The 17,888-nt window shown below is 69.2% G+C and carries 18 protein-coding genes and 1 riboswitch; of the genes, 8 read left to right on the top strand and 10 right to left on the bottom strand.

Annotation, left to right across the window (positions count from 1 at the left end):
• Positions 1-110: 110 nt before the first annotated feature.
• The 3 genes from ACRDPS_RS12745 to ACRDPS_RS12735 form a co-directional block, all read right to left on the bottom strand.
• Entirely contained in the window at positions 111-1,118 is a 1,008-nt protein-coding gene (locus ACRDPS_RS12745) for an ABC transporter ATP-binding protein (protein WP_431502012.1), read from the bottom strand.
• Positions 1,119-1,432: 314 nt separating this feature from the next.
• Complete coding sequence (locus ACRDPS_RS12740; protein WP_431502011.1) at positions 1,433-3,091, bottom strand: ABC transporter permease; 1,659 nt, start codon at positions 3,089-3,091, stop codon at positions 1,433-1,435.
• Entirely contained in the window at positions 3,088-4,149 is a 1,062-nt protein-coding gene (locus tag ACRDPS_RS12735; protein WP_431502010.1) for a thiamine ABC transporter substrate-binding protein, read from the bottom strand. Before ACRDPS_RS12735 ends, ACRDPS_RS12740 begins: the two co-directional genes overlap by 4 nt.
• Positions 4,146-4,255, bottom strand: a riboswitch (TPP riboswitch). Its footprint overlaps the gene before it by 4 nt.
• A gap of 97 nt (positions 4,256-4,352) precedes the next feature.
• Here ACRDPS_RS12735 and ACRDPS_RS12730 point away from each other — a divergent pair.
• Positions 4,353-4,784 (top strand): GNAT family N-acetyltransferase, encoded by a 432-nt coding sequence (locus ACRDPS_RS12730; protein ID WP_431502009.1) that lies wholly within the window; start codon positions 4,353-4,355, stop codon positions 4,782-4,784.
• 4 nt (positions 4,785-4,788) lie between these two features.
• Here ACRDPS_RS12730 and ACRDPS_RS12725 read toward each other — a convergent pair whose 3' ends face one another.
• The 3 genes from ACRDPS_RS12725 to ACRDPS_RS12715 are packed head-to-tail and all read right to left on the bottom strand — an operon-like array spanning position 4,789 to position 6,616.
• Positions 4,789-5,844 carry an MBL fold metallo-hydrolase gene (locus tag ACRDPS_RS12725; RefSeq protein WP_431502008.1) on the bottom strand — a complete coding sequence of 352 codons (1,056 nt, stop codon included), beginning with the start codon at positions 5,842-5,844 and terminating at the stop codon, positions 4,789-4,791.
• Positions 5,841-6,263, bottom strand: coding sequence for a hypothetical protein (locus tag ACRDPS_RS12720; RefSeq protein WP_431502007.1), 423 nt, complete (start codon positions 6,261-6,263; stop codon positions 5,841-5,843). The genes ACRDPS_RS12725 and ACRDPS_RS12720 overlap by 4 nt, the downstream gene beginning before the upstream one ends.
• Positions 6,260-6,616 carry a hypothetical protein gene (locus tag ACRDPS_RS12715; protein WP_431502006.1) on the bottom strand — a complete coding sequence of 119 codons (357 nt, stop codon included), beginning with the start codon at positions 6,614-6,616 and terminating at the stop codon, positions 6,260-6,262. Before ACRDPS_RS12715 ends, ACRDPS_RS12720 begins: the two co-directional genes overlap by 4 nt.
• Positions 6,617-6,632: 16 nt before the next feature.
• Here ACRDPS_RS12715 and ACRDPS_RS12710 point away from each other — a divergent pair, with 16 nt between their 5' ends.
• Together ACRDPS_RS12710 and ACRDPS_RS12705 are read left to right on the top strand one after the other, a co-directional pair.
• Positions 6,633-7,421 carry a putative protein N(5)-glutamine methyltransferase gene (locus ACRDPS_RS12710; protein ID WP_431502005.1) on the top strand — a complete coding sequence of 263 codons (789 nt, stop codon included), beginning with the start codon at positions 6,633-6,635 and terminating at the stop codon, positions 7,419-7,421.
• A gap of 232 nt (positions 7,422-7,653) precedes the next feature.
• Positions 7,654-8,352 carry a TIGR02206 family membrane protein gene (locus ACRDPS_RS12705; RefSeq protein ID WP_431502004.1) on the top strand — a complete coding sequence of 233 codons (699 nt, stop codon included), beginning with the start codon at positions 7,654-7,656 and terminating at the stop codon, positions 8,350-8,352.
• Here ACRDPS_RS12705 and ACRDPS_RS12700 read toward each other — a convergent pair.
• A complete protein-coding gene (locus tag ACRDPS_RS12700; RefSeq protein WP_431502003.1) occupies positions 8,316-9,404 on the bottom strand; it encodes a PLP-dependent cysteine synthase family protein in 1,089 nt (362 codons plus the stop codon). The two genes, ACRDPS_RS12705 and ACRDPS_RS12700, sit on opposite strands and share 37 nt — an antisense overlap.
• Before the next feature lie 178 nt (positions 9,405-9,582).
• On the opposite strand from ACRDPS_RS12700, the gene mqo reads away from it, so the two are divergent.
• Entirely contained in the window at positions 9,583-11,046 is a 1,464-nt protein-coding gene (mqo, locus tag ACRDPS_RS12695; RefSeq protein ID WP_431502002.1) for a malate dehydrogenase (quinone), read from the top strand.
• A gap of 129 nt (positions 11,047-11,175) precedes the next feature.
• Here mqo and ACRDPS_RS12690 read toward each other — a convergent pair whose 3' ends face one another.
• Positions 11,176-12,540, bottom strand: coding sequence for an FAD/NAD(P)-binding protein (locus ACRDPS_RS12690; RefSeq protein ID WP_431502001.1), 1,365 nt, complete (start codon positions 12,538-12,540; stop codon positions 11,176-11,178).
• Between the two features lie 107 nt (positions 12,541-12,647).
• On the opposite strand from ACRDPS_RS12690, the gene ACRDPS_RS12685 reads away from it, so the two are divergent.
• Complete coding sequence (locus ACRDPS_RS12685) at positions 12,648-13,223, top strand: ArsR/SmtB family transcription factor (protein ID WP_431502000.1); 576 nt, start codon at positions 12,648-12,650, stop codon at positions 13,221-13,223.
• A 3-nt stretch (positions 13,224-13,226) separates the two neighbouring features.
• The gene (locus tag ACRDPS_RS12680; RefSeq protein WP_431501999.1) at positions 13,227-14,528 is read left to right on the top strand and encodes an MFS transporter; all 1,302 of its coding nucleotides are present in this window, start codon (positions 13,227-13,229) and stop codon (positions 14,526-14,528) included.
• Here ACRDPS_RS12680 and ACRDPS_RS12675 read toward each other — a convergent pair.
• Positions 14,497-14,874, bottom strand: a complete 378-nt coding sequence (locus ACRDPS_RS12675; RefSeq protein ID WP_431501998.1) for a hypothetical protein — start codon at positions 14,872-14,874, stop codon at positions 14,497-14,499. The genes ACRDPS_RS12680 and ACRDPS_RS12675 overlap by 32 nt on opposite strands.
• A gap of 170 nt (positions 14,875-15,044) precedes the next feature.
• Between ACRDPS_RS12675 and ACRDPS_RS12670 the strand changes: the two genes are divergently transcribed.
• Positions 15,045-16,010, top strand: a complete 966-nt coding sequence (locus tag ACRDPS_RS12670) for a restriction endonuclease (protein WP_431501997.1) — start codon at positions 15,045-15,047, stop codon at positions 16,008-16,010.
• A gap of 151 nt (positions 16,011-16,161) precedes the next feature.
• Here ACRDPS_RS12670 and ACRDPS_RS12665 read toward each other — a convergent pair whose 3' ends face one another.
• Positions 16,162-16,692 carry a DoxX family protein gene (locus tag ACRDPS_RS12665; protein WP_431501996.1) on the bottom strand — a complete coding sequence of 177 codons (531 nt, stop codon included), beginning with the start codon at positions 16,690-16,692 and terminating at the stop codon, positions 16,162-16,164.
• 171 nt (positions 16,693-16,863) lie between these two features.
• On the opposite strand from ACRDPS_RS12665, the gene sigJ reads away from it, so the two are divergent.
• Positions 16,864-17,766 (top strand): RNA polymerase sigma factor SigJ, encoded by a 903-nt coding sequence (sigJ, locus tag ACRDPS_RS12660; protein WP_431501995.1) that lies wholly within the window; start codon positions 16,864-16,866, stop codon positions 17,764-17,766.
• Positions 17,767-17,888: the final 122 nt, after the last annotated feature.

The following is a 17,888-nucleotide window of genomic DNA, read 5'->3' as shown; positions in this document are numbered from 1 at the left end:
GCGCTTGTCGACGATCTGCGCGGTCACGACTGCGATCAGGCCGAAGATCAGCGCGCTTCCGACGAGGAGGATCTGAGCGCGTCGATACATAGCCGCTAATTCTAAGTGGCCTACGGGTGGACCGCCGATTCGGGGACTGTCGATTTCGGGATGGCCAGCCGGTTCGGCTCGACTCGGAGTCCGACCGAATCCCCCGGCGCGGGCGCTTCGTCGGCCACCGCGTCCACCTCGCCCACCCCCGGAAGACGTACGACGAGCCGGAGCTGTTCCGGCGTAGCCCTGGCCGAGACCACGGTGCCGGTGAGCGGTCCGGATGGGTCGGCGACGAAGGCCGACCACCGGAGCGCGACCTCCTCGGCCGGTGTCATCCCGGCGGCGTTCAGGACGGTCCGGGCCGCGGCGCCCTCGAGCACCCGGGCGTACCCCAGGAACAGGGCGGCCCAGGCGTCGGTCGGCCTCGCCCATACGTCCTGGAGCGTCCCCTCCTGCACCAGCCGGCCTTCTCGCAGCAGCGCGATCCGGTCGGACACGGCGAAGGCCTCCTCCTGGTCGTGGGTGACCATCAGCGCGGTGGTGCCGGCCTCGTGCAGGATCCGTCGCAGGTCGCCCGCGAGCCGCTCCCTCAGCCCCGCGTCCAGTGCGGAGAGCGGCTCGTCCAGGAGCAGCAGCCGCGGCTCGACCGCGAGTGATCGGGCCAGTGCCACCCGCTGCCGCTCGCCGCCGCTGAGGGTGCCCGGGAGTCTGTCCTGGTAGCCGCCCAACCCGACGAGATCCAGCAGGTCAGCGACCCTTTTCGTGCGGTCGACGGAGGACACGCGCCGCAGCCGCATCGCGTAGGCGACGTTGTTCGCGACGGTGAGATGAGCGAACAGCTGACCGTCCTGGAACATCAGCGCGAACCCGCGCTTGTGCGTCGGCACCCCGCGCAGCGACCGCCCGTCCCACTCGATCCCGCCATCCGCCGCCTCGAGCCCGGCCACGGCTCTCAGCAGCGTCGACTTCCCCGACCCCGACGGCCCGAGCAGCGCCAGCACCTGCCCGTCCGCCAACTCCAGACTGACGTCCTCGATCGCCGGCTTCCCGTCGTACGCCACCGACACCTCACGCAGCGACAGCATCAATCCCTCCTCCCCGATAGGTCAATCCTGCAGGCCGAAGCGTCAGCTCTGCAGGCCGAAGCATCAGCTCTGCAGGCCGAAGCGTCAGCTCTGCAGGCCGAGAGGTCAATCCTGCAGGCCGAGGCGTCAGCTATGCAGGCCGAAGCGTCAGCTCTGCAGAACGAGATCCCGTTCTCGATCTGCAGAACTGACCTTTCGGCCTGCACGAGTGACTTCTCGGCCTGCACAACTGACCTTTCGGCCTGCGCTTGTGACTCTTCGGCCTGCACACGTGACTTCTCGGCCTGCAGAGGTGACGTTTCGGCGGGCGGGGTTCACAGTGCTCCGATCGAAGGTACGCGGAGACGCTCGACGAGGAGCATCACGACGGCGGTGGCGAGGGCGAGGACGCAGGCGGCGGCGAGGGCCATGCCGTAGTTGTCCGAGCCGGGGCGGGAGAGGAGGCGGAGGATGACGACCGGGAGGGTCGGGCGCTCCTCCCGCACGAGGAAGGAGGTGGCGCCGAACTCTCCCAGGGAGGCTGCGAAGGCGAAGCCCGAGGAGGCGAGCAGCGGCTTCCAGATGGCGGGTACGTCGACAGTCATGATCGTACGCAGCGGCCCGGCCCCGAGGCCGGCGGCGGCCTGCCGCTGCCGGTCGTCGACGGAACCCAGCACGGGAACCAGCGTCCGGACCACCAGGGGCAGCGCGACCAGCGCCTGGGCCAGGGGTACCAGCCAGGGCTCGTCTCGCAGATCCAGCGGGGGCGACCCGAGAGTCAGATACAGCCCGAGCCCCAGCGTGACGGCACTGACACCGAGGGGCACCATGAAGAGTCCGTCCAGCACCGCGCGCACCCGCCGCTCCGCCGCCGAACGAGAGCGCCGGGTCACCGCGAAGGCGACCAGCAGGCCGAGCACCAGCGCGATCGAGGAGGCCTGCACCGCGACCGCCAGGGACGTGAAGAGCGCCGTGGTGACCGGCACCGGCAGCGGCGGGTCGAACCCGGGCGTCTGCAGCGCGACGTAGTTCGCCAGGCTCCAGCTGTCCTCCACCCGCAGCGACCCGAGCAGCAGCGCCAGCAGCGGCCCGGCGACCAACAGGACCAGCACCGCCGTCGACAACAGGACCGGGATGTCGCGCGGCGACGGCCGGCGGCGGCGTACGACGACCCGAGACTGCGCCGGATCGGGCACCGCCCGAAGTCGGCCGGCCACGACCAGCAGCCCGACGACCACCACCAGCTGGAGCACCGACAGCACCGCGGCCCCGGGCAGGTCGAACAGCGTGAAGGTCAGCTTGTAGATCTCGGTCTCGATGCTGTTGTAGCGCACCCCGCCGAGGGTGAGCACGATCCCGAACGCGGTGGCACAGAACAGGAAGACCACCGAGGCGGCCGACACTATCGAAGGGCGCAGCGCGGGCAGCGTGATCGTCACGAACACCCGCGACGGGGAAGCCCCCAGAGCGGCAGCGGCCTCACCCGGCCGCGGGTCGAGCGACTCCCAGGCCGCCCCGACCGCCCTGATCACCACCGAGGCGTTGAAGAAGACCAGCCCGAGGATGATCGCGGTCGGCGTCGCGTCGAGCCCGAGGAAGGCCAACAGACCCGCCTCGCCGATGAGCTCACGGAAGGCGACCCCGACGACGACGGTTGGGAGCACGAACGGCACCAGCAGCCCCGCCCGGATGACCCGCTGCAGCGGAAAGCTCAGCCGGTGGAGGGCGAACGCCGCCGGCAGCCCGAGCGCGACGCTCAAGACTGTCGCCAGCCCCGAGGACCACAGCGTGAACCAGAGCGCCCGCTGGATCTCGGAGCGCTCGAGCACGCGGAGTACGACAGCAGGATCGAAGGCCTCGTCAACAACGAAGCCGCGCTGCACCATCCCGGTGACCGGCAGTACGAAGAAGACCGCCAGCACGGCCACCGGGAGGGCGGCGAGTGCGACCAGGGTCCCGATCCGCCGGACCACGGCGCGACGGGTGAGGCTCACTGCGCGATCGTGTCACTCCACGTCGCCAGCCAGGCCTCCCGGTTGTCCTCGATCTCCTCCGGGTCGACGGAGAGCGGCTCGGCCGGCTGCTCGGCGTGCTTCGCCCAGTCGGCCGGCAGCTTGACGCTCGAGGAGACGGGGAAGACGTACATGCTCTCCGGCAGCGCCCCCTGCACGCTGTCGGAGAGCATGAAGTCGATCAGCGCCTTGGCGCCTTCGGGGTGGTCGGCGCCCTTGAGGACCCCGGCGTACTCGACCTGCCGGAAGCAGGTGTCGAGCAGGGCCTTCGTCGTGGACTTGCCGTCCTTGACCGTGAAGGCCGGGGAGGAGTCGTACGAGACGACGATCGGGCGCGCGCCCTTGCCGCCGCCCTGGGTGAAGTCGGAGTAGTAGGCCTGGTCCCAGCCGTCGACGATCTTGGCGCCGTTGTCCATCAGCTTGCCCCAGTAGGACTCCCAGCCGTCCTCGCCGTACTCCGCGATCGTCGCCAGCAGGAACGCCATCCCCGGCGTCGACGTCGCCGCGCCCGGAGCCACGAGAAGGTCCTTGTACGCAGGCTCGGCCAGGTCGTCGAGCGACTCGGGCGGCGCCAGCTTCTTCTCCGCGAACCACTCGGTGTCGATGTTGACGCACACGCTGCCGTTGTCGACCGGGGTGAGGAAGTGCTCCTCGTCGCCCGGCAGATCGAACTCGGAGACGCCCGCGGGCACCTTCGAGGGCGTGTAGGCCTCCAGTGCGCCCTCGTCGATGGCCCGGCTGGCGAAGGTGTTGTCGACGCCGAAGACCGCGTCGCCGTCGGGGTTGCCGGTGTCCATGGCGATCTTGGTGGTCAGCTCGCCACCGTCACCCGCGTGCCGGATCTCGGCGGTGTAGCCGGTCTTCTTCTTGAACTCGGCCAGCACCTCCTTGGGCAGCGTGAAGCTGTCGTGGGTCAGCAGCACGACGGACTTGTCGTCAGATTTGCCCGACGGCTCGGCGTCCGGCTCCGCGGGAGTGCTCCCACAGGCCGACAGCACGAGCGCGGACAGCGCGGTGGCAGTGATGGCAGGCGTACGCATGCGCACTTCTGACTCCCTTCGCCGGTGTCAACCGGAGCAGGTTCGGAGGGTCTGCGGCTCACGTCGTCCGCACTCTCAGGCCTCTCAGCCTCCCCTGTCTGTACCCAGCAACACTACAGGTGCACCGGTCCGTCGACATCGCCGCCTGTGCCCACCGCCGGCGAGCGACCCTGTCCGGACCACCTCCGTGTCAGACTCCCTCCGTGACCAGCGTGAACATCTCGTCCTTCGACGAGCTCGACCCCAAGACCGCATACGCCCTGTGGCAGCTGCGTCAGGAGATCTTCGTCGTCGAGCAGGACTGCCCGTATCCGGACCTGGACGGCCGTGACCTCGAGCCCGGCACGCTCCACGTGGTGCTGAGCGAGGGCGACCGGGTCGCCGGGACCGCGCGGATCCTCGACGACGGCGACGTGTGGCGGATCGGCCGGGTCGCGCTCGCCTCCTCCCACCGCGGGAAGGGGCTCGCCGACAAGATCATGACCGCCGCCGTCGAGGCCGTCACCGATCGCGACATCGTCCTCGACGCCCAGTCGCCGCTGGCGGGCTGGTATGCCAAGTTCGGGTTCGTCAAGGACGGCGAGGACTTCCTCGAGGACGGCATCCCGCACACCCCGATGCGGCTGACCCGCTGATCGATCAGGCGGGCGCGACCGGGGCGAACAGGACGCTCGACTCGGTCTCCTCACGCGTCGCCTGACCGCGCGCGGCCAGGAGCTCGAGGTGAGCCTTGGTCTCCATCACGGCGAGGCCGGCGTTGAAGAAGTCGAGGGAGGCGAGAGCGCGTTCGTGGCGGGTCCAGCCGAGGTCGCCGGCGACCTCGAGCGCCGAACGGCGGCCGGACCGCAGCGACGCCAGGCACTGGGCGAGCCGGTCCTCGTGGTGGGCCAGGAGCTCGTCGACCCGATCGTGCGACGAGGCGGCCACCGGCCCGTGAGCCGGCAGAAGCCGCAGGTCGGGCATCGAACGGACCTTCGTCAGCGACGCCATGAAGTCGCCCAGCGGGTTGATGACCGGCACCGGCTCGAAGCCGATCGAAGGCGTGATCGTGGGCAGTACGTGGTCGCCGGCAAAGAGGATCGAGGCGGCCGGGTCGGCGTACACATAGTGGCCCTGGGTGTGGCCAGGGGTGTGCACGGCATCCAGGTCGCGGCCGGCGACGGAGAGCCGCACGTCACCCGAGAGCCACTCGTCGGGCATCCGCCAGTGCGACAGGTCCGGCGCGGGAGGCGGGTTCGCGGCCCACTCCGCGGCCAGCTCGTGGGCACCGGCGTGGGCGAGCAGACGATCCGTGGAGACCCAACCGTCGAGATCGCCGTTGGTGAGCTCGAGGGTGGGCCGGTCCCCGGCACCGAGGAGCACCTCCGCGCCGTACTCCTCGCCCAGCACCGAGGCGAGCGTGTAGTGGTCGCGATGCACATGGGTGACGAGGAACCGCCGGATGTCGCCGAACTCGAAGCCGATCTTCTTCAGCCCGGCCGAGAGAGCCTCGCGCGCCTCGGTGATCGCCCAGCCGCCGTCGACCAGCGAGAGCCCGTCGGCGCCTTCGAGGACGTAGATGTTGACCGCCTTGAGCCCGTCCATCGGCAGCGGCAGCGGGATCCGGTGAATGCCTTCAGCGACGGTCCAGGCGCCCGGAGCCGACCAGTGCTCCCCCGAATCGGGCGAGATGGCGGTTGCTGTCGACTGGCTCATCGGTCTCCTTCGGTCGACCCGAAGGTCGGGCGCTTCCAGAGCCAGAGCAGGCCCAGGATCGGCAACAGGGCAGGAACGAAACCGTATCCGCTCCCGAACTTCGACCATACCGAGTCATCCGGGAACCAAGACGGCACCGCCAAGGAGAGGACACCGACGACCACGACCCCGGCCAGCTCGAGCCACAGCATGATCTTGGCGAACCCCGTCGCCCCAGCGGCTGCCCGCCGGATCGCGAACCAGCCCGCGACGTACGTCGCCGCGGCGACCACGGAGAGCGAGTAGGCGATCGGTGCCTCGTCGAACCGGGTGAAGACCTGCACCAGCGATCGGGATCCCGCCGCGAGCACGAAGATCGCGTAGACGGTCAGCAGCACCAGGTGTGGACCGGAACGGGTCTTGGCCGGCGGGGTGCTCACCGCACCATCATGACGCGTACGGCCACGACGCCCGTCGCCAGGGCCACCGCCGCGATCACGCCCGAGGACCAGGTCGAGCGGTCCTCACGCATCGTCTGCAGCGCCAGCGGCACCAGACACACCAGCGCGCCGAGATAGCCCATGAATGTCGGGAGCGACTCCGGCTTGCGGCCCGCCGACCACCCCGCCAGCGCGCCCAGAGCGAGCACGACCGCCAGGATCTCCAAGATCCACGCCATCTGGTCCAGCCACCGTGGCCGGGGCGCCTTGAGCATGACCCCGACAGCGGCCGCGATCGTCACGAACGCGGCGTAGCCGGCGACGATGAAACCGATCGGAGTCAGGGCATCCACGTGACAATCTTCTCCAATGAGCTCCCCCTCCGGTGACCCAGCCCCCGATCCGGGGCTCATCGCGCGCCTGCGCGCCGCCGGCTGTGTCTTCGCCGAGGAGGAGGCGGCCCTGCTCCGGGCCGAGGCCGTCTCGCCCGAGGAGCGAGAGGCCATGGTCGTACGCCGCGTGGCCGGCGAGCCGCTGGAGCTGATCCTGGGATGGGCCGAGTTCTGCGGGCTCCGGATCCGGGTCGCACCGGGGGTGTTCGTGCCCCGGCAGCGCTCGGCCTTGGTGGTCGAGATCGTCGCGGCCACTCTCCGGGAGACCGACGCCCCTAAGGTTCTCGACCTCTGCTGCGGAACCGGTGCCCTCGGCGCGGCCGTCGCGGCACAGGTGCCAGGAGCCGAGGTCTGGGCGACGGACATCGACCCTGCCGCGGTGGAGTGCGCTCGACGGAACCTCTCCTCGCAGGCGCAGGTGCGCCTCGGCGACCTCTTCGACCCGCTCCCCGACGATCTCGTCCTCGACGTGATCGTGGCCAACGCACCGTACGTCCCGACGAGCCGGATCGCGGACATGCCGCCGGAGGCACGCGACCACGAGCACCACGTGGCGCTGGACGGCGGGGCCGACGGGCTCGACATCCAGCGTCGCGTGATCTCCCAGGCACCGAAGCACCTCGCGCCCGGAGGAACGCTGATCATCGAGGCAGGCCAGGAGCAGGCGCCCGTCACCGCGAGCCTCATGCGGGAGCAGGGGCTCACCGCGGACATCCGGCACGACGAGGAGCTCTACGCGACCGCCGTGACGGGCGTGAAGGCGTAACGGCCCCCAGAACCGAGGCGTCCCTCTGATTGCGCGCCACCCCCGCGGTGCGCATTCAGAGGGACCGCCACCGAGCCGGTGAATCCCCGGTGTCGGAAGGTCGTCCACCCCCCACCAGTGGACGACCTTCACGCCGATGGAACGGGCCACCCGCGACCCCATGACGCGGGTTCGTAAGAATTTTTCCGAGTTTGCCGGCCGACCCGCCGCGTCGTTGGGTCAGACTTCCCGCATGCAGGCTTACGGGCTGACCCATCTGGTGCCGTTGTCCCTGCTCACCTTGGGGATCGTGGCCGTCATCTGGGTGGGCAGGCGCCAGCGGACGTACGAGGGGCCCAGCAGGTTCTCTCGAGGTTTCGCCCTAGCGATCCCGCTGACGACCATCCCGCTGCAGGCCCACGAGTGGGTCACCGACTTCGACCTCTTCATCGATCTGCCGATCCATCTGTGCGATCTGGCCTGGGTCGCGGCGGCGGTCGCGCTGTGGACCCACCGTCCCTACCCGACCGCGCTGGCCTGCTTCTGGGGCCTCACGCTGACCACGCAGGGAGTCTTCACGCCGGATGTGAAGGACTTCCCCGAGGTCAGCTACCTCACCTACTGGGGCCTGCACCTGATGATCGTGCTCGCCGCGGTCTACCTGGTCTTCGGCCTCAAGCTGCTCCCGCGCTGGCGCGACTACGGCTGGGCGGTCGCGACCACGGCGGCCTGGGCCGTGGCTGCGTACGTCCTCAATCTCGCCCTCGACGCCAACTACGGCTACCTCCGTTACAAGCCGGAGTCGAGCTCGATGCTCGACCTGCTCGGTCCGTGGCCGCTCTACATCCTCAGCGAGATCGTCATCGTCGCCGGCGTGTGGGCGCTGATCACCCTGGGGCTGCGGACCTGGGCCCGTCAGGAGGGGTCGACGAGGACACCGGTGCGGTCGTAGTCGGCGAGAGCCGAGGCGTACGGAGCCAGGTCGATGCCCTTCTCGCTCACCCACGCGTCGTCGTAGTAGGACGAGGCGTAGCGCTCGCCGGAGTCGCACAGCAGCGAGACGACGCTGCCCCGGTCTCCGGCCTCCGACATCTCGCGTACGACGCCCAGCGAGGCCCACACGTTGGTGCCCGTGGAGGGGCCGACCGAGCGGCCCATCCGCGCCGTGAGCCAGCGCATCGTCGCGATCGAGGCGGCATCGGGGACCTGGACCATGTCGTCGACGACCCCGCCGACGAACGACGGCTCGACCCGCGGCCGGCCGATGCCTTCGATGCGGGACGGCATCCCGGTGGCGTAGTCGGAGGTGTCGGTCTCCCAGCCTCCGTAGAACGCGGAGTTCTCCGGGTCTGCGACCAGCAGCTTGGTGGGGTGGCGGCGGTAGTGGAGGTAGCGACCGATCGTCGCCGAGGTGCCCCCGGTGCCGGCCGAGACGACGATCCAGGTCGGCACCGGGTGCTGCTCGGCCGACATCTGGTCGAAGATCGACTCGGCGATGTTGTTGTTGCCCCGCCAGTCGGTGGCCCGCTCGGCGTAGGTGAACTGGTCCATGTAGTGGCCGCCGCACTCACGGGCGAGGCGCTCGGCCTCGGCGTACATGTCCGGAGCCTTGTCGACGAAGTGGCAGGTGCCGCCGTACCACTCGATCAGCGCGACCTTCTCCTGCGACGTCGAGCGCGGCATCACCGCGACGAACGGCAGCCCGAGGAGCCCGGCGAAGTAGGCCTCGGAGACCGCCGTGGACCCCGACGAGGCCTCCACGACCGTCGAGCCCTCGTGCAGCCAGCCGTTGCAGACCGCGTAGAGGAACAGCGACCGGGCCAGGCGGTGCTTCAGCGAGCCGGTGGGATGACTTGACTCGTCCTTGAGGTACAGATCGATCCCGGCGCTGGCCGGAAGGGGGACGACATGGAGGTGGGTGTCGGCCGAGCGCTGCGCGTCGGCCTCCACACGGCGTACGGCATCGATGATCCAGGCACGGTGGGAGTCAGAGAGGCGTGGCACAGATGGAAACGTACGCCAGCGCAGCCCCTGCCCTGTCGTCGGTCTTCGCGGTGCGCCACACTGGAGGGACGGAATCCTTGGCGGAGCTCGGGGCGAAAGCAGTGAATTGCCCCACAAGTTTGACCGTTCTAAGGACCCCGATTAACCATTGCGGACCCAAAAGCGAGACAAAAGACCTGTGGACGAACCTCTTGACGTAGTGCTCATCGGCGGCGGCATCATGAGCGCCACCCTGGGCGTGCTCCTCCAGGAGCTCGAGCCCAGCTGGTCCATCAAGATGATCGAGCGGCTCGACTCGCTCGCCGTGGAGTCCTCAGGCCCATGGAACAACGCCGGCACCGGCCACTCCGCGCTGTGCGAGCTCAACTACAGCCCGCAGACGGCCGACGGTTCGGTCGACATCTCCAAGGCTGTCGGCGTCAACGAGCAGTTCCAGCTCTCCCGCCAGTTGTGGTCCTTCCTGGTCGAGAACGGCCGCATCCCGGACCCCGACAAGTTCATCCACACGGTGCCGCACATGTCCTTCGTGTGGGGCGAGAAGAACGTCGACTACCTGCGTAAGCGCTACGAGGCGCTCAGTGTCCACCCGCTGTTCCAGGGGATGGAGTTCAGCGAGGACACCGAGGTCATCAAGGGCTGGGCCCCGCTGCTGCTCGAGGGCCGTTCGGCCAAGTCGCTCGCCGACGAGCCGGTCGCGGCCACCTGGACCAACGCCGGCACCGACGTGGACTTCGGCTCGCTCACCTCGATCCTGACCCGCACTCTGGTGGACAAGGGCGCCGATCTGGAGACCTCCTCCGACGTCACCGACCTGCACCAGACCATGGACGGCTTCTGGCATGTCTACGGTCACAACGCGTCCGGGAAGTACCACCTGCGCTCGCGGTTCGTGTTCGTCGGCGCCGGTGGCTATGCGCTGCCGCTGCTGCAGAAGGCCGCGATCCGCGAGATCCGCGGCTTCGGTGGCTTCCCGATCTCCGGTGAGTTCCTGCGTACGTCCAAGCCGGAGCTCGTCACCCAGCACAAGGCCAAGGCATACGGCAAGGCCGCCGTCGGTGCTCCGCCGATGTCGGTGCCTCACCTCGACACCCGTTACGTCGACGGCGACGCGCATCTGATGTTCGGCCCGTACGCCGGGTGGAGCCCGCGCTTCCTCAAGACGGGGTCGCTCACCGACCTGTTCCTCTCGATCAGGCCCAACAACCTGCTGCCGATGCTGCGGGCCGGACTGACCAACATGGACCTCACCGTCTACCTGGTCAAGGAGCTGCTGCGCTCGCCGCGCAAGAAGTTCGACGACCTCCTGGACTTCTTCCCGGCCGCCGACCGCAAGGACTGGGACCGGATCATCGCCGGTCAGCGGGTGCAGGTCATCCGCCCCGACGGCGTACTGCAGTTCGGCACCGAGGTCATCACCGCCGAGGACGGCACCATCGCCGGTCTCCTGGGTGCCTCGCCGGGCGCCTCGACCGCCCCGGGGATCATGATCAACGTCCTGCGCCGCTGCTTCCCGGACCGCTGGGACTCCTGGCAGCCGCAGCTCAAGACCATGATCCCGGCCACCGGCGCCGAGATGAGCGCCGATCCCGAGCTCGCCGCCGACACCTTCGCGCGTACGGACCAGGCGCTCAACCTCGGCTGACCTGCCGAGAAGTCACCCGCGCAGGCCGAGAAGTCACCTTTGCAGGCCGAATAGTCAGTTCTGCAGGCCGAGGAGTCACCGGTGTGACTTCTCGGCCTGCAGAGGTGACCTCTCGGCCTGCAGAAGTGACTATTCGGCGGGGGTGAGATGGGCGGCTACGGCGGAGGCCTGGGCGCGGATCTCGGGGATGGCGGTGGCCTCGTAGAGGGCGCCTTTGCAGGGTGGGCCGACGGTCAGAAGATTGGGCACGACACTGCCGTCCGTTCCGATGACGTGACCGTCCTCGGTGACGTCGATGCCGAGGCGGAGGGGGTCGGGGGCGATCAGGCCGCGCTTCTGGAGCGCGAGCAGGAGCGGGTTGTCGGTGCGGGTGATGTCGGGTGAGGGTCCGGTGCAGTTGATCACCGCGGTGACCTGGCGCTCGCCGTCGGCCAGAGCTACGCGAGGGTGCACGCCACCGTCCTCGGCAGGCGTCACCTGGCAGCCGAGCACGCCGCCACCGAGGATCTCCAGGCGACCCTCGGCGCGGTAGGTGTCGAGGAGGGCGGCGATGCGCGGTGCCATGCGGTGGCGGCGTACCTCCCACCCGCGGGCGTAGACCTCGCGGAAGCGCCGGCGCTCCGGCTCGGGCAGGCGACGCCAGATCGACTGGGTCGGGCCGCGGAGGCCGTCGATGACGGCACGCCAGTCGACGCCGAGACCGGCAGCGTGCTCGATCTGGTCACGTACGAGGCCGGCGATGCCGTCGGCGGTCAGGGGGCCGTCGGGGATCGGGGTCACCCAGGAGGTGAACTGGTCGTCGACGTGGGGATTCGGAACCAGGCCGTGGCGGCTCACCATGATCACCCGGCGATCCGGGGAGTCGTCGAGGAGCGTGACCGTCGTGTCCACGGCGGTCAGGCCGGTGCCGACGACGAGCACGGTCGCGTCGTCCGGCAGTGCGCTGATCCGGGCCACATCCCAGGGGTCCGGCAGGTTCCAGGTCGCCTCGGGCAGTCCGGCCAGCGGTTGGGGCGGCGGGTTGCCGTAGGCGAGGACGACCGCGTCCGTGGCATGCCCTTCATCATCGTCGCTGGTCAGCACCCGGAAACCGGCACCGGCCGGCTCGACGTCGATGACCGTCTCGCCGACCGTCTTCAGCGTCCCGGGGCCGGCCGCAGCGGCCTGAGCGAGCCGGTCGCGGAGATAGCGCGAGTAGTCACGCCGGGGCAGGAAGTCGATCGGCCCGAGCTCGATGCCGGCCTCGGCAGCCCAGTCGAGCAGGTCGTCGCGGTCGTCCGGGAAGCCCGACATGTTGTTGGCCCGAACGTTGAGGAGATGACGGCTGTCGGTGGTCGAGTAGGCCACCCCGTAGCCCGCCTCTCCCCGCGACTCGAACACCTTCACCGACGCACCCCGACGAAGCAGGTTGATGGCGGTCAGCGTGCCGCTCGCTCCTCCCCCGATGATCGCCACGGTGGGGGTCGGTTCGGGCGGCACGGCGGCTGTCGTCACCCGGACAGCCTAACTGCGCTATTCGAGGTTTGTTCAGCAGGTTACTTCGATTCCTCAGACCGCAAATAACCATTTGCAAATGTCTCTTTGCGGTTTACAGTAAAGGAATGTACGAGCCGACGATCATCCCCAGCCTGGACCAGCTGAAGGCGCTCACCCACCCCGCCCGCACCCGCATGCTCGGCATCCTGCGCGTCGACGGCCCATCGACGGCGACGATGTTGGCGGCCAGGCTCGGCATCAACAGCGGCGCGACCTCCTACCACCTCAGGCACCTGGCCCAGCACGGGTTCATCGTCGACGACCCGGAGCGCGGCAACGGCCGTGAGCGCTGGTGGAAGGCAGCCCACCAGATGACCCGGACCGACAGCGACACCCTCCCCGACAACGAGGAGGCACGCGAGACGTTCGACGCCTACCTCCAGGTGGTGGTGACCAACTACGCGGAGCGCCTGCAGCGTTCGATCGAGGAGCGCGCCATGCTGCCCGACGAGTGGCGCGATACGACGACGTACAGCGACTGGATCCCACGCCTCACGCCGGCGAAGGCGACCGAGGTGCGAGATCACATCATGGACATGCTCAACGAGCTCGAGGACGACCCCGAGGGCGAGCCGTTCTCCTTCCAGCTCAACGCCTTCCCCGAGCCGGGTCATCTCGGTAGAGATCCCGAGGCGGACTGAGCGATGCGGCTCCCCCTCTACGGCTGGCTCGCGGCCGAGACCGTCTCCCTGGTCGGCACCCGGGTCTCGATGCTGGCCATCCCGTGGTTCGTCCTCGAGACGACCGGCAGCCCCACCAAGACCGGTCTGATCGCACTCTTCGAGCTGGCGCCGCTGGTGCTCAGCAAGATCTTCGGCGGTCCGCTGATCGACCGCATCGGGCCGCGGCGCGTGGCGATCACGTGCGACCTGGCCTCGGCCCTCGTCGTCGGCCTGATCCCCGTTCTGTACGCCGCGGGCCTGCTGCAGTTCCCGATCCTGCTCGCCCTCGTCGCCCTCGCCGGAGCGCTTCGCGGCCCCAGCGACTCGGCGAAGGTGGCGATGATCCCGCAGCTGGTCGAGGCGGCGGGCGTACCGACGGAGCGGGCCACGGGTCTGCACTCGTTCGTGGAGCGCACCGCCTCGATGCTGGGCGCGGCAGCAGCCGGGCTGCTGATCGGTCTGGTCGGGGCGACCAACGCGATCGTGATCGACGCCGCCTCGTTCGCCGTCGGCGCGCTGCTGCTCGCCACGACGACCGCTGGCCTCTCCCGCCTCCGACAGCCCGAGCAACCCGGCCGAGCCGGGCAGACAGAGCAGGCCACGGAGACCGGGCAGACCGGGCAAACCGGTTCCGCCTCCTACCGCACCCAGCTCGCCGAGGGTTGGCACTTCCTCCGCCGTGACCGGGTGCTCCTGGGGATCGCGTTCATGGTCGCGCTGACCAACCTGATCGACCTCGCGTGGAGCAGCGTGCTGATGCCCGTGTGGGCACAGCAGCACACCGGCCCCGAGACGCTCGGGCTCCTGTTCGCCACCTTCACAGGGTTCGCCGCGGCCGGATCAGCCGTCGCGGCGGCGATCGGTGACCGGATGCGCCGCTACCCGACGTACCTGATCTGCTTCCTCGTCACCGGGATCCCGAGGTTCCTGGCGATCGCCTTCGGCGCACCGCTGTGGGTCGTGTTCGTGGTGTTCGCGATCGGCGGTTGCGCCAGCGGGTTCCTCAACCCGATCCTCGGGGCGATCCAGTTCGAACGGATCCCCGCGCACGTCCTGGGCCGGGTGATGTCGCTGATCTCGGCCTTCGCCTGGGGCCTGATGCCGCTCGGCGGACTTCTCGGCGGCGGCCTGGTCTCCGCGTTCGGCCTCACCACGGCCCTCGTGGCCTGCGGGATCGCCTACTTCGCGGTCACGATGTTCCCCGCGATCGACCCGACCTGGAAGCAGATCGAGCGGCGCCCGGAGGAGGCACCTAACAGGCTTCCCGCAGCCTCGGGATCCTAGGAATGCCACCGAGCCGCTTGTTGTAGCGGACCTGGTCGGCGTAGCCCTCCAGCAACGTCCACAGCGCCTTGTGCGCCGGCCACGGCACGGTCTCGCCAGGGAAGGCCCAGGTCGATCCGAACCCGATCCAGACCGGGACCCACTCCTTCGCGCAGTCCCACTCCCCCCGCTTGGACATCAGCAGCTTGTGCCGGATCTGAAATGCGAGCCGTTGCCCGTCCTTGGCGATCGGCGCCGCGCAGACCCGCCACAGCGGCATGTCGAGGGACATCAGCTGGATCTCGATGTCGCCCAGGACGCGCGGGTCGACCAGGACCGTCGCGACGTTCTCGTGAGGGCGCCTCATACACATCACGGTAACGGCGAGCGCCGACATCCGTGGCTGGATCCGCCATCAGCGAACATCGCGACCCGATTCGCCACCCCCGCGGACGGGACGTACGCATCGGGCCTATCATCCTCCCCAATCTCGATCGGGCAGGGAGGCCCGAGTGGAGGATCGAGGAAGGACGTACGTTGACACCGAGGCAACCACGCACGGGCGAAGAGGCCGAGGCGTACGCCGCCGAGCACCTGCGCACGCTCGGCTGGACCGACGCCGCCCCGTCGGGGAGCACCGACGCCGCCGACATCGACGTGATCGGTGGCCCGCCCGGAAGCAGGGTGGTCGCCCAGGTGCTGCTGACGACCAACCCCGCGGACGCACGATGCGTGTGCGCACTCCGCGGCGCAGCCGTCGCGTACGAAGCCGACACGGTGGCCCTCTTCAGCAGCGCCGGCTTCGCTCCGGAGGCGGTCGGGTGGGCCGACCGGCTCTCGGTCGCGCTGTTCGGGTTCGCTGCCGACGGCACGGTCACGACACACAGCAAGCGCGCGCAGGATCTCACCGCCAAACCGCCCCCGGTCCCGACCGGCACCGTCACTGACTCGGTCGCTCCACCGCCGCTGCCCGCGGGCCGCCCGGTCGGACCGGCCACCGGGAGCATCGCCTCGACGGGATCGACCCCGACCGGACAGATCTCGACCGGACAGATCTCGACCGGACAGATCCCGACCGGGCAGATCCCGGCCACCACCGGACGCCACCGTTCGGTCACCGGTTCACTACGGGCGTTCACGACCTCCAGCATCCCGAAGGCTCCCTCCGCGCCGGCGGAGGAGAAGTGGGTTCCCGACGCGCTCGGCCCGATCCTCGACGCCATCGACCGGGTGCCACAGATGCCCGTCGTCCTCGTCTACGGCACCGAGAGCCTGGCCGAGTGGGTGCGACAGACCTTCCAGGTCGGCACGATCAGCGTGACCGACCAGAGCGTGATCCCGATGCTGCTCTCGCTGGTGGCAGGCCGAGAGTCGAAGTACGCCGACGGCGAGTCCTACCACAAGATCGACGGCCTCAAGCCGCAAGGAGAGCGGGCGCTGAAGTCCTGGCGGGCGTGGGAGGCGTACGACCAGGCGCTGGCCGCCTACCGGAACGCGGGCTAGTGGCGCGTCCCCGAAGTTCCTGGGCGCTTCGCGCCGTCATGGCACCCGCCTCGCCGCCCGTGGAGCGTTCCAGCGGTGAGCACGATGTCGGCGCCCGTGGCACCCGGTTGGCGGTGCTGCGGTTCATGTGATCCTCCGACGGCACCGTTGTTCACACGGCAGTCGGCGCGGTGGTGTGCTGTGCTGGCGGTCCCGTCGGAGGAGTCGCGCGGGTCACGATGATCAGGTTGATGATGATCGCGGGCACGAGCACGATGACAGCTGGGACCAGGACATCCCGAGAGACCGACGGGGCCGTGGACATCTCGGGCCACCGCGCGATGGCGATCGACCCGGCAAGGGATGCCCAGAGCGCCGTTTCGAGACTGCAGAGCCACTCGCGGTCGCGCAGGTGGAAGCCCCTCGCCATGCGCAGATGGAAGCCGCTCGCCATCAGCGAGATCGCTGCGATGCCGAGCGCCGCCAGCGGGACGGTCCACTCGAGGACGTTGACGAGCAGCGGCACGATCAGGGCGATGGCGGCGCAGACCTCGCAGACCCCGATCAGGAGGGTCATCCGCCGGGGGATCTGGTCGAAGCCGACCCAGCGGTCGATTCCCTTGCCGATGGTCTTCGGCAGGCCGGCGAAGAGGAAGAAGAGGGCGAGAAACCCCTGCGCAATCCAGACGATCGTGTCGAACATGGTGATGCTCCTGTGATTCAGATGTGGCGCACGGTCCGTCCATGCACTCTGGTGAGTAAGTCGGATCGCACGCGTCCGATGTGACAGGTCAGATCGCCGGACCGACCTGGTCACAACATTCAGGCCCGATCCGTCAATGTGGTGACGACGGTGACCACCGAGGAGTGAGACATGGACGCGGCGACTTGGCAGGCGAACGAGTTCGAGCGGCACCGGGCCCACCTGCGGTCGGTGGCCTATCGGATGCTCGGCTCGGGGACCGAAGCAGACGATGCGATCCAGGAGGCATGGCTGCGGCTCGGACGCTCCGAGTCCGATGCGATCGTGAATCTTCGGGGCTGGCTGACGACCGTGGTCGGACGGATCTGCATCGACATGCTCCGTTCACGGAACGCCCGGCGAGAGGAGTATGCCGGGGTCCGGATGCCCGAGCCGATCGTCACCGACTATGACACCTCATCCTCGGCACCCGCGGGCCCTGAGGACCAGGCCGTCCTGGCCGACTCTGTAGGTCTCGCGCTGCTCGTCGTACTCGGCACCCTCAGCCCGCCGGAACGCCTGGCGTTCGTGCTACACGACATGTTCGGGGTGCCGTTCGACGAGATCGCCCAGGTGCTCGCCCGGACTCCGGTGGCCGCACGGCAGCTGGCGAGCCGAGCCCGACGCAAGGTCCGCGAAGCACATACTCAGCCGGATCCCGATCTCGGCAAGCAGCGTCAGGTCGCAGCCGCGTTCCTCGCCGCGGCCCGCGACGGCGACTTCGATGCCCTCGTAGACCTGCTGCATCCCGAGGCGGTCTTCCGCATCGATGCCGGCAGCGTCGGCGGCGTCGGCGGCGTCGCATCCGCACTGCTCGAGGGCTCGGCGGAGGTGGCCCGGCAGGCGGCCGTACAGGGTCCGCGCTTCGCGTCGCTGTGCCGGCTGGTGTTGGTCAACGGTGCGATCGGGATAGTGGCGGAGAGCCGATCGGGACCGATCGCGGTCGCTGGCATCACCGTGCTCGAGGACCAGATCGTAAGCATCGACCTGGTGCTCGACCCAGAGAAAGTGCGCGCAGCGACATCGGGTGGCTGACGATGTCGAGCCTTCCACGCCGGTCCCGTCGGAGGTCCCGGCCTCAGCCACTCCGTCGCCGGCCGAGCCGCGTGCAGCAGGGCTGGATGGCCCGCGACACCACGCGCGAGAACGCCTGCGAG

The sequence above is a fragment of the Nocardioides sp. genome (assembly GCF_050699375.1).
Classification (GTDB): domain Bacteria; phylum Actinomycetota; class Actinomycetes; order Propionibacteriales; family Nocardioidaceae; genus Nocardioides.
Note: the sequence above shows the minus strand (reverse complement) of the source record. Positions and strands in the feature narration are given on the sequence as shown.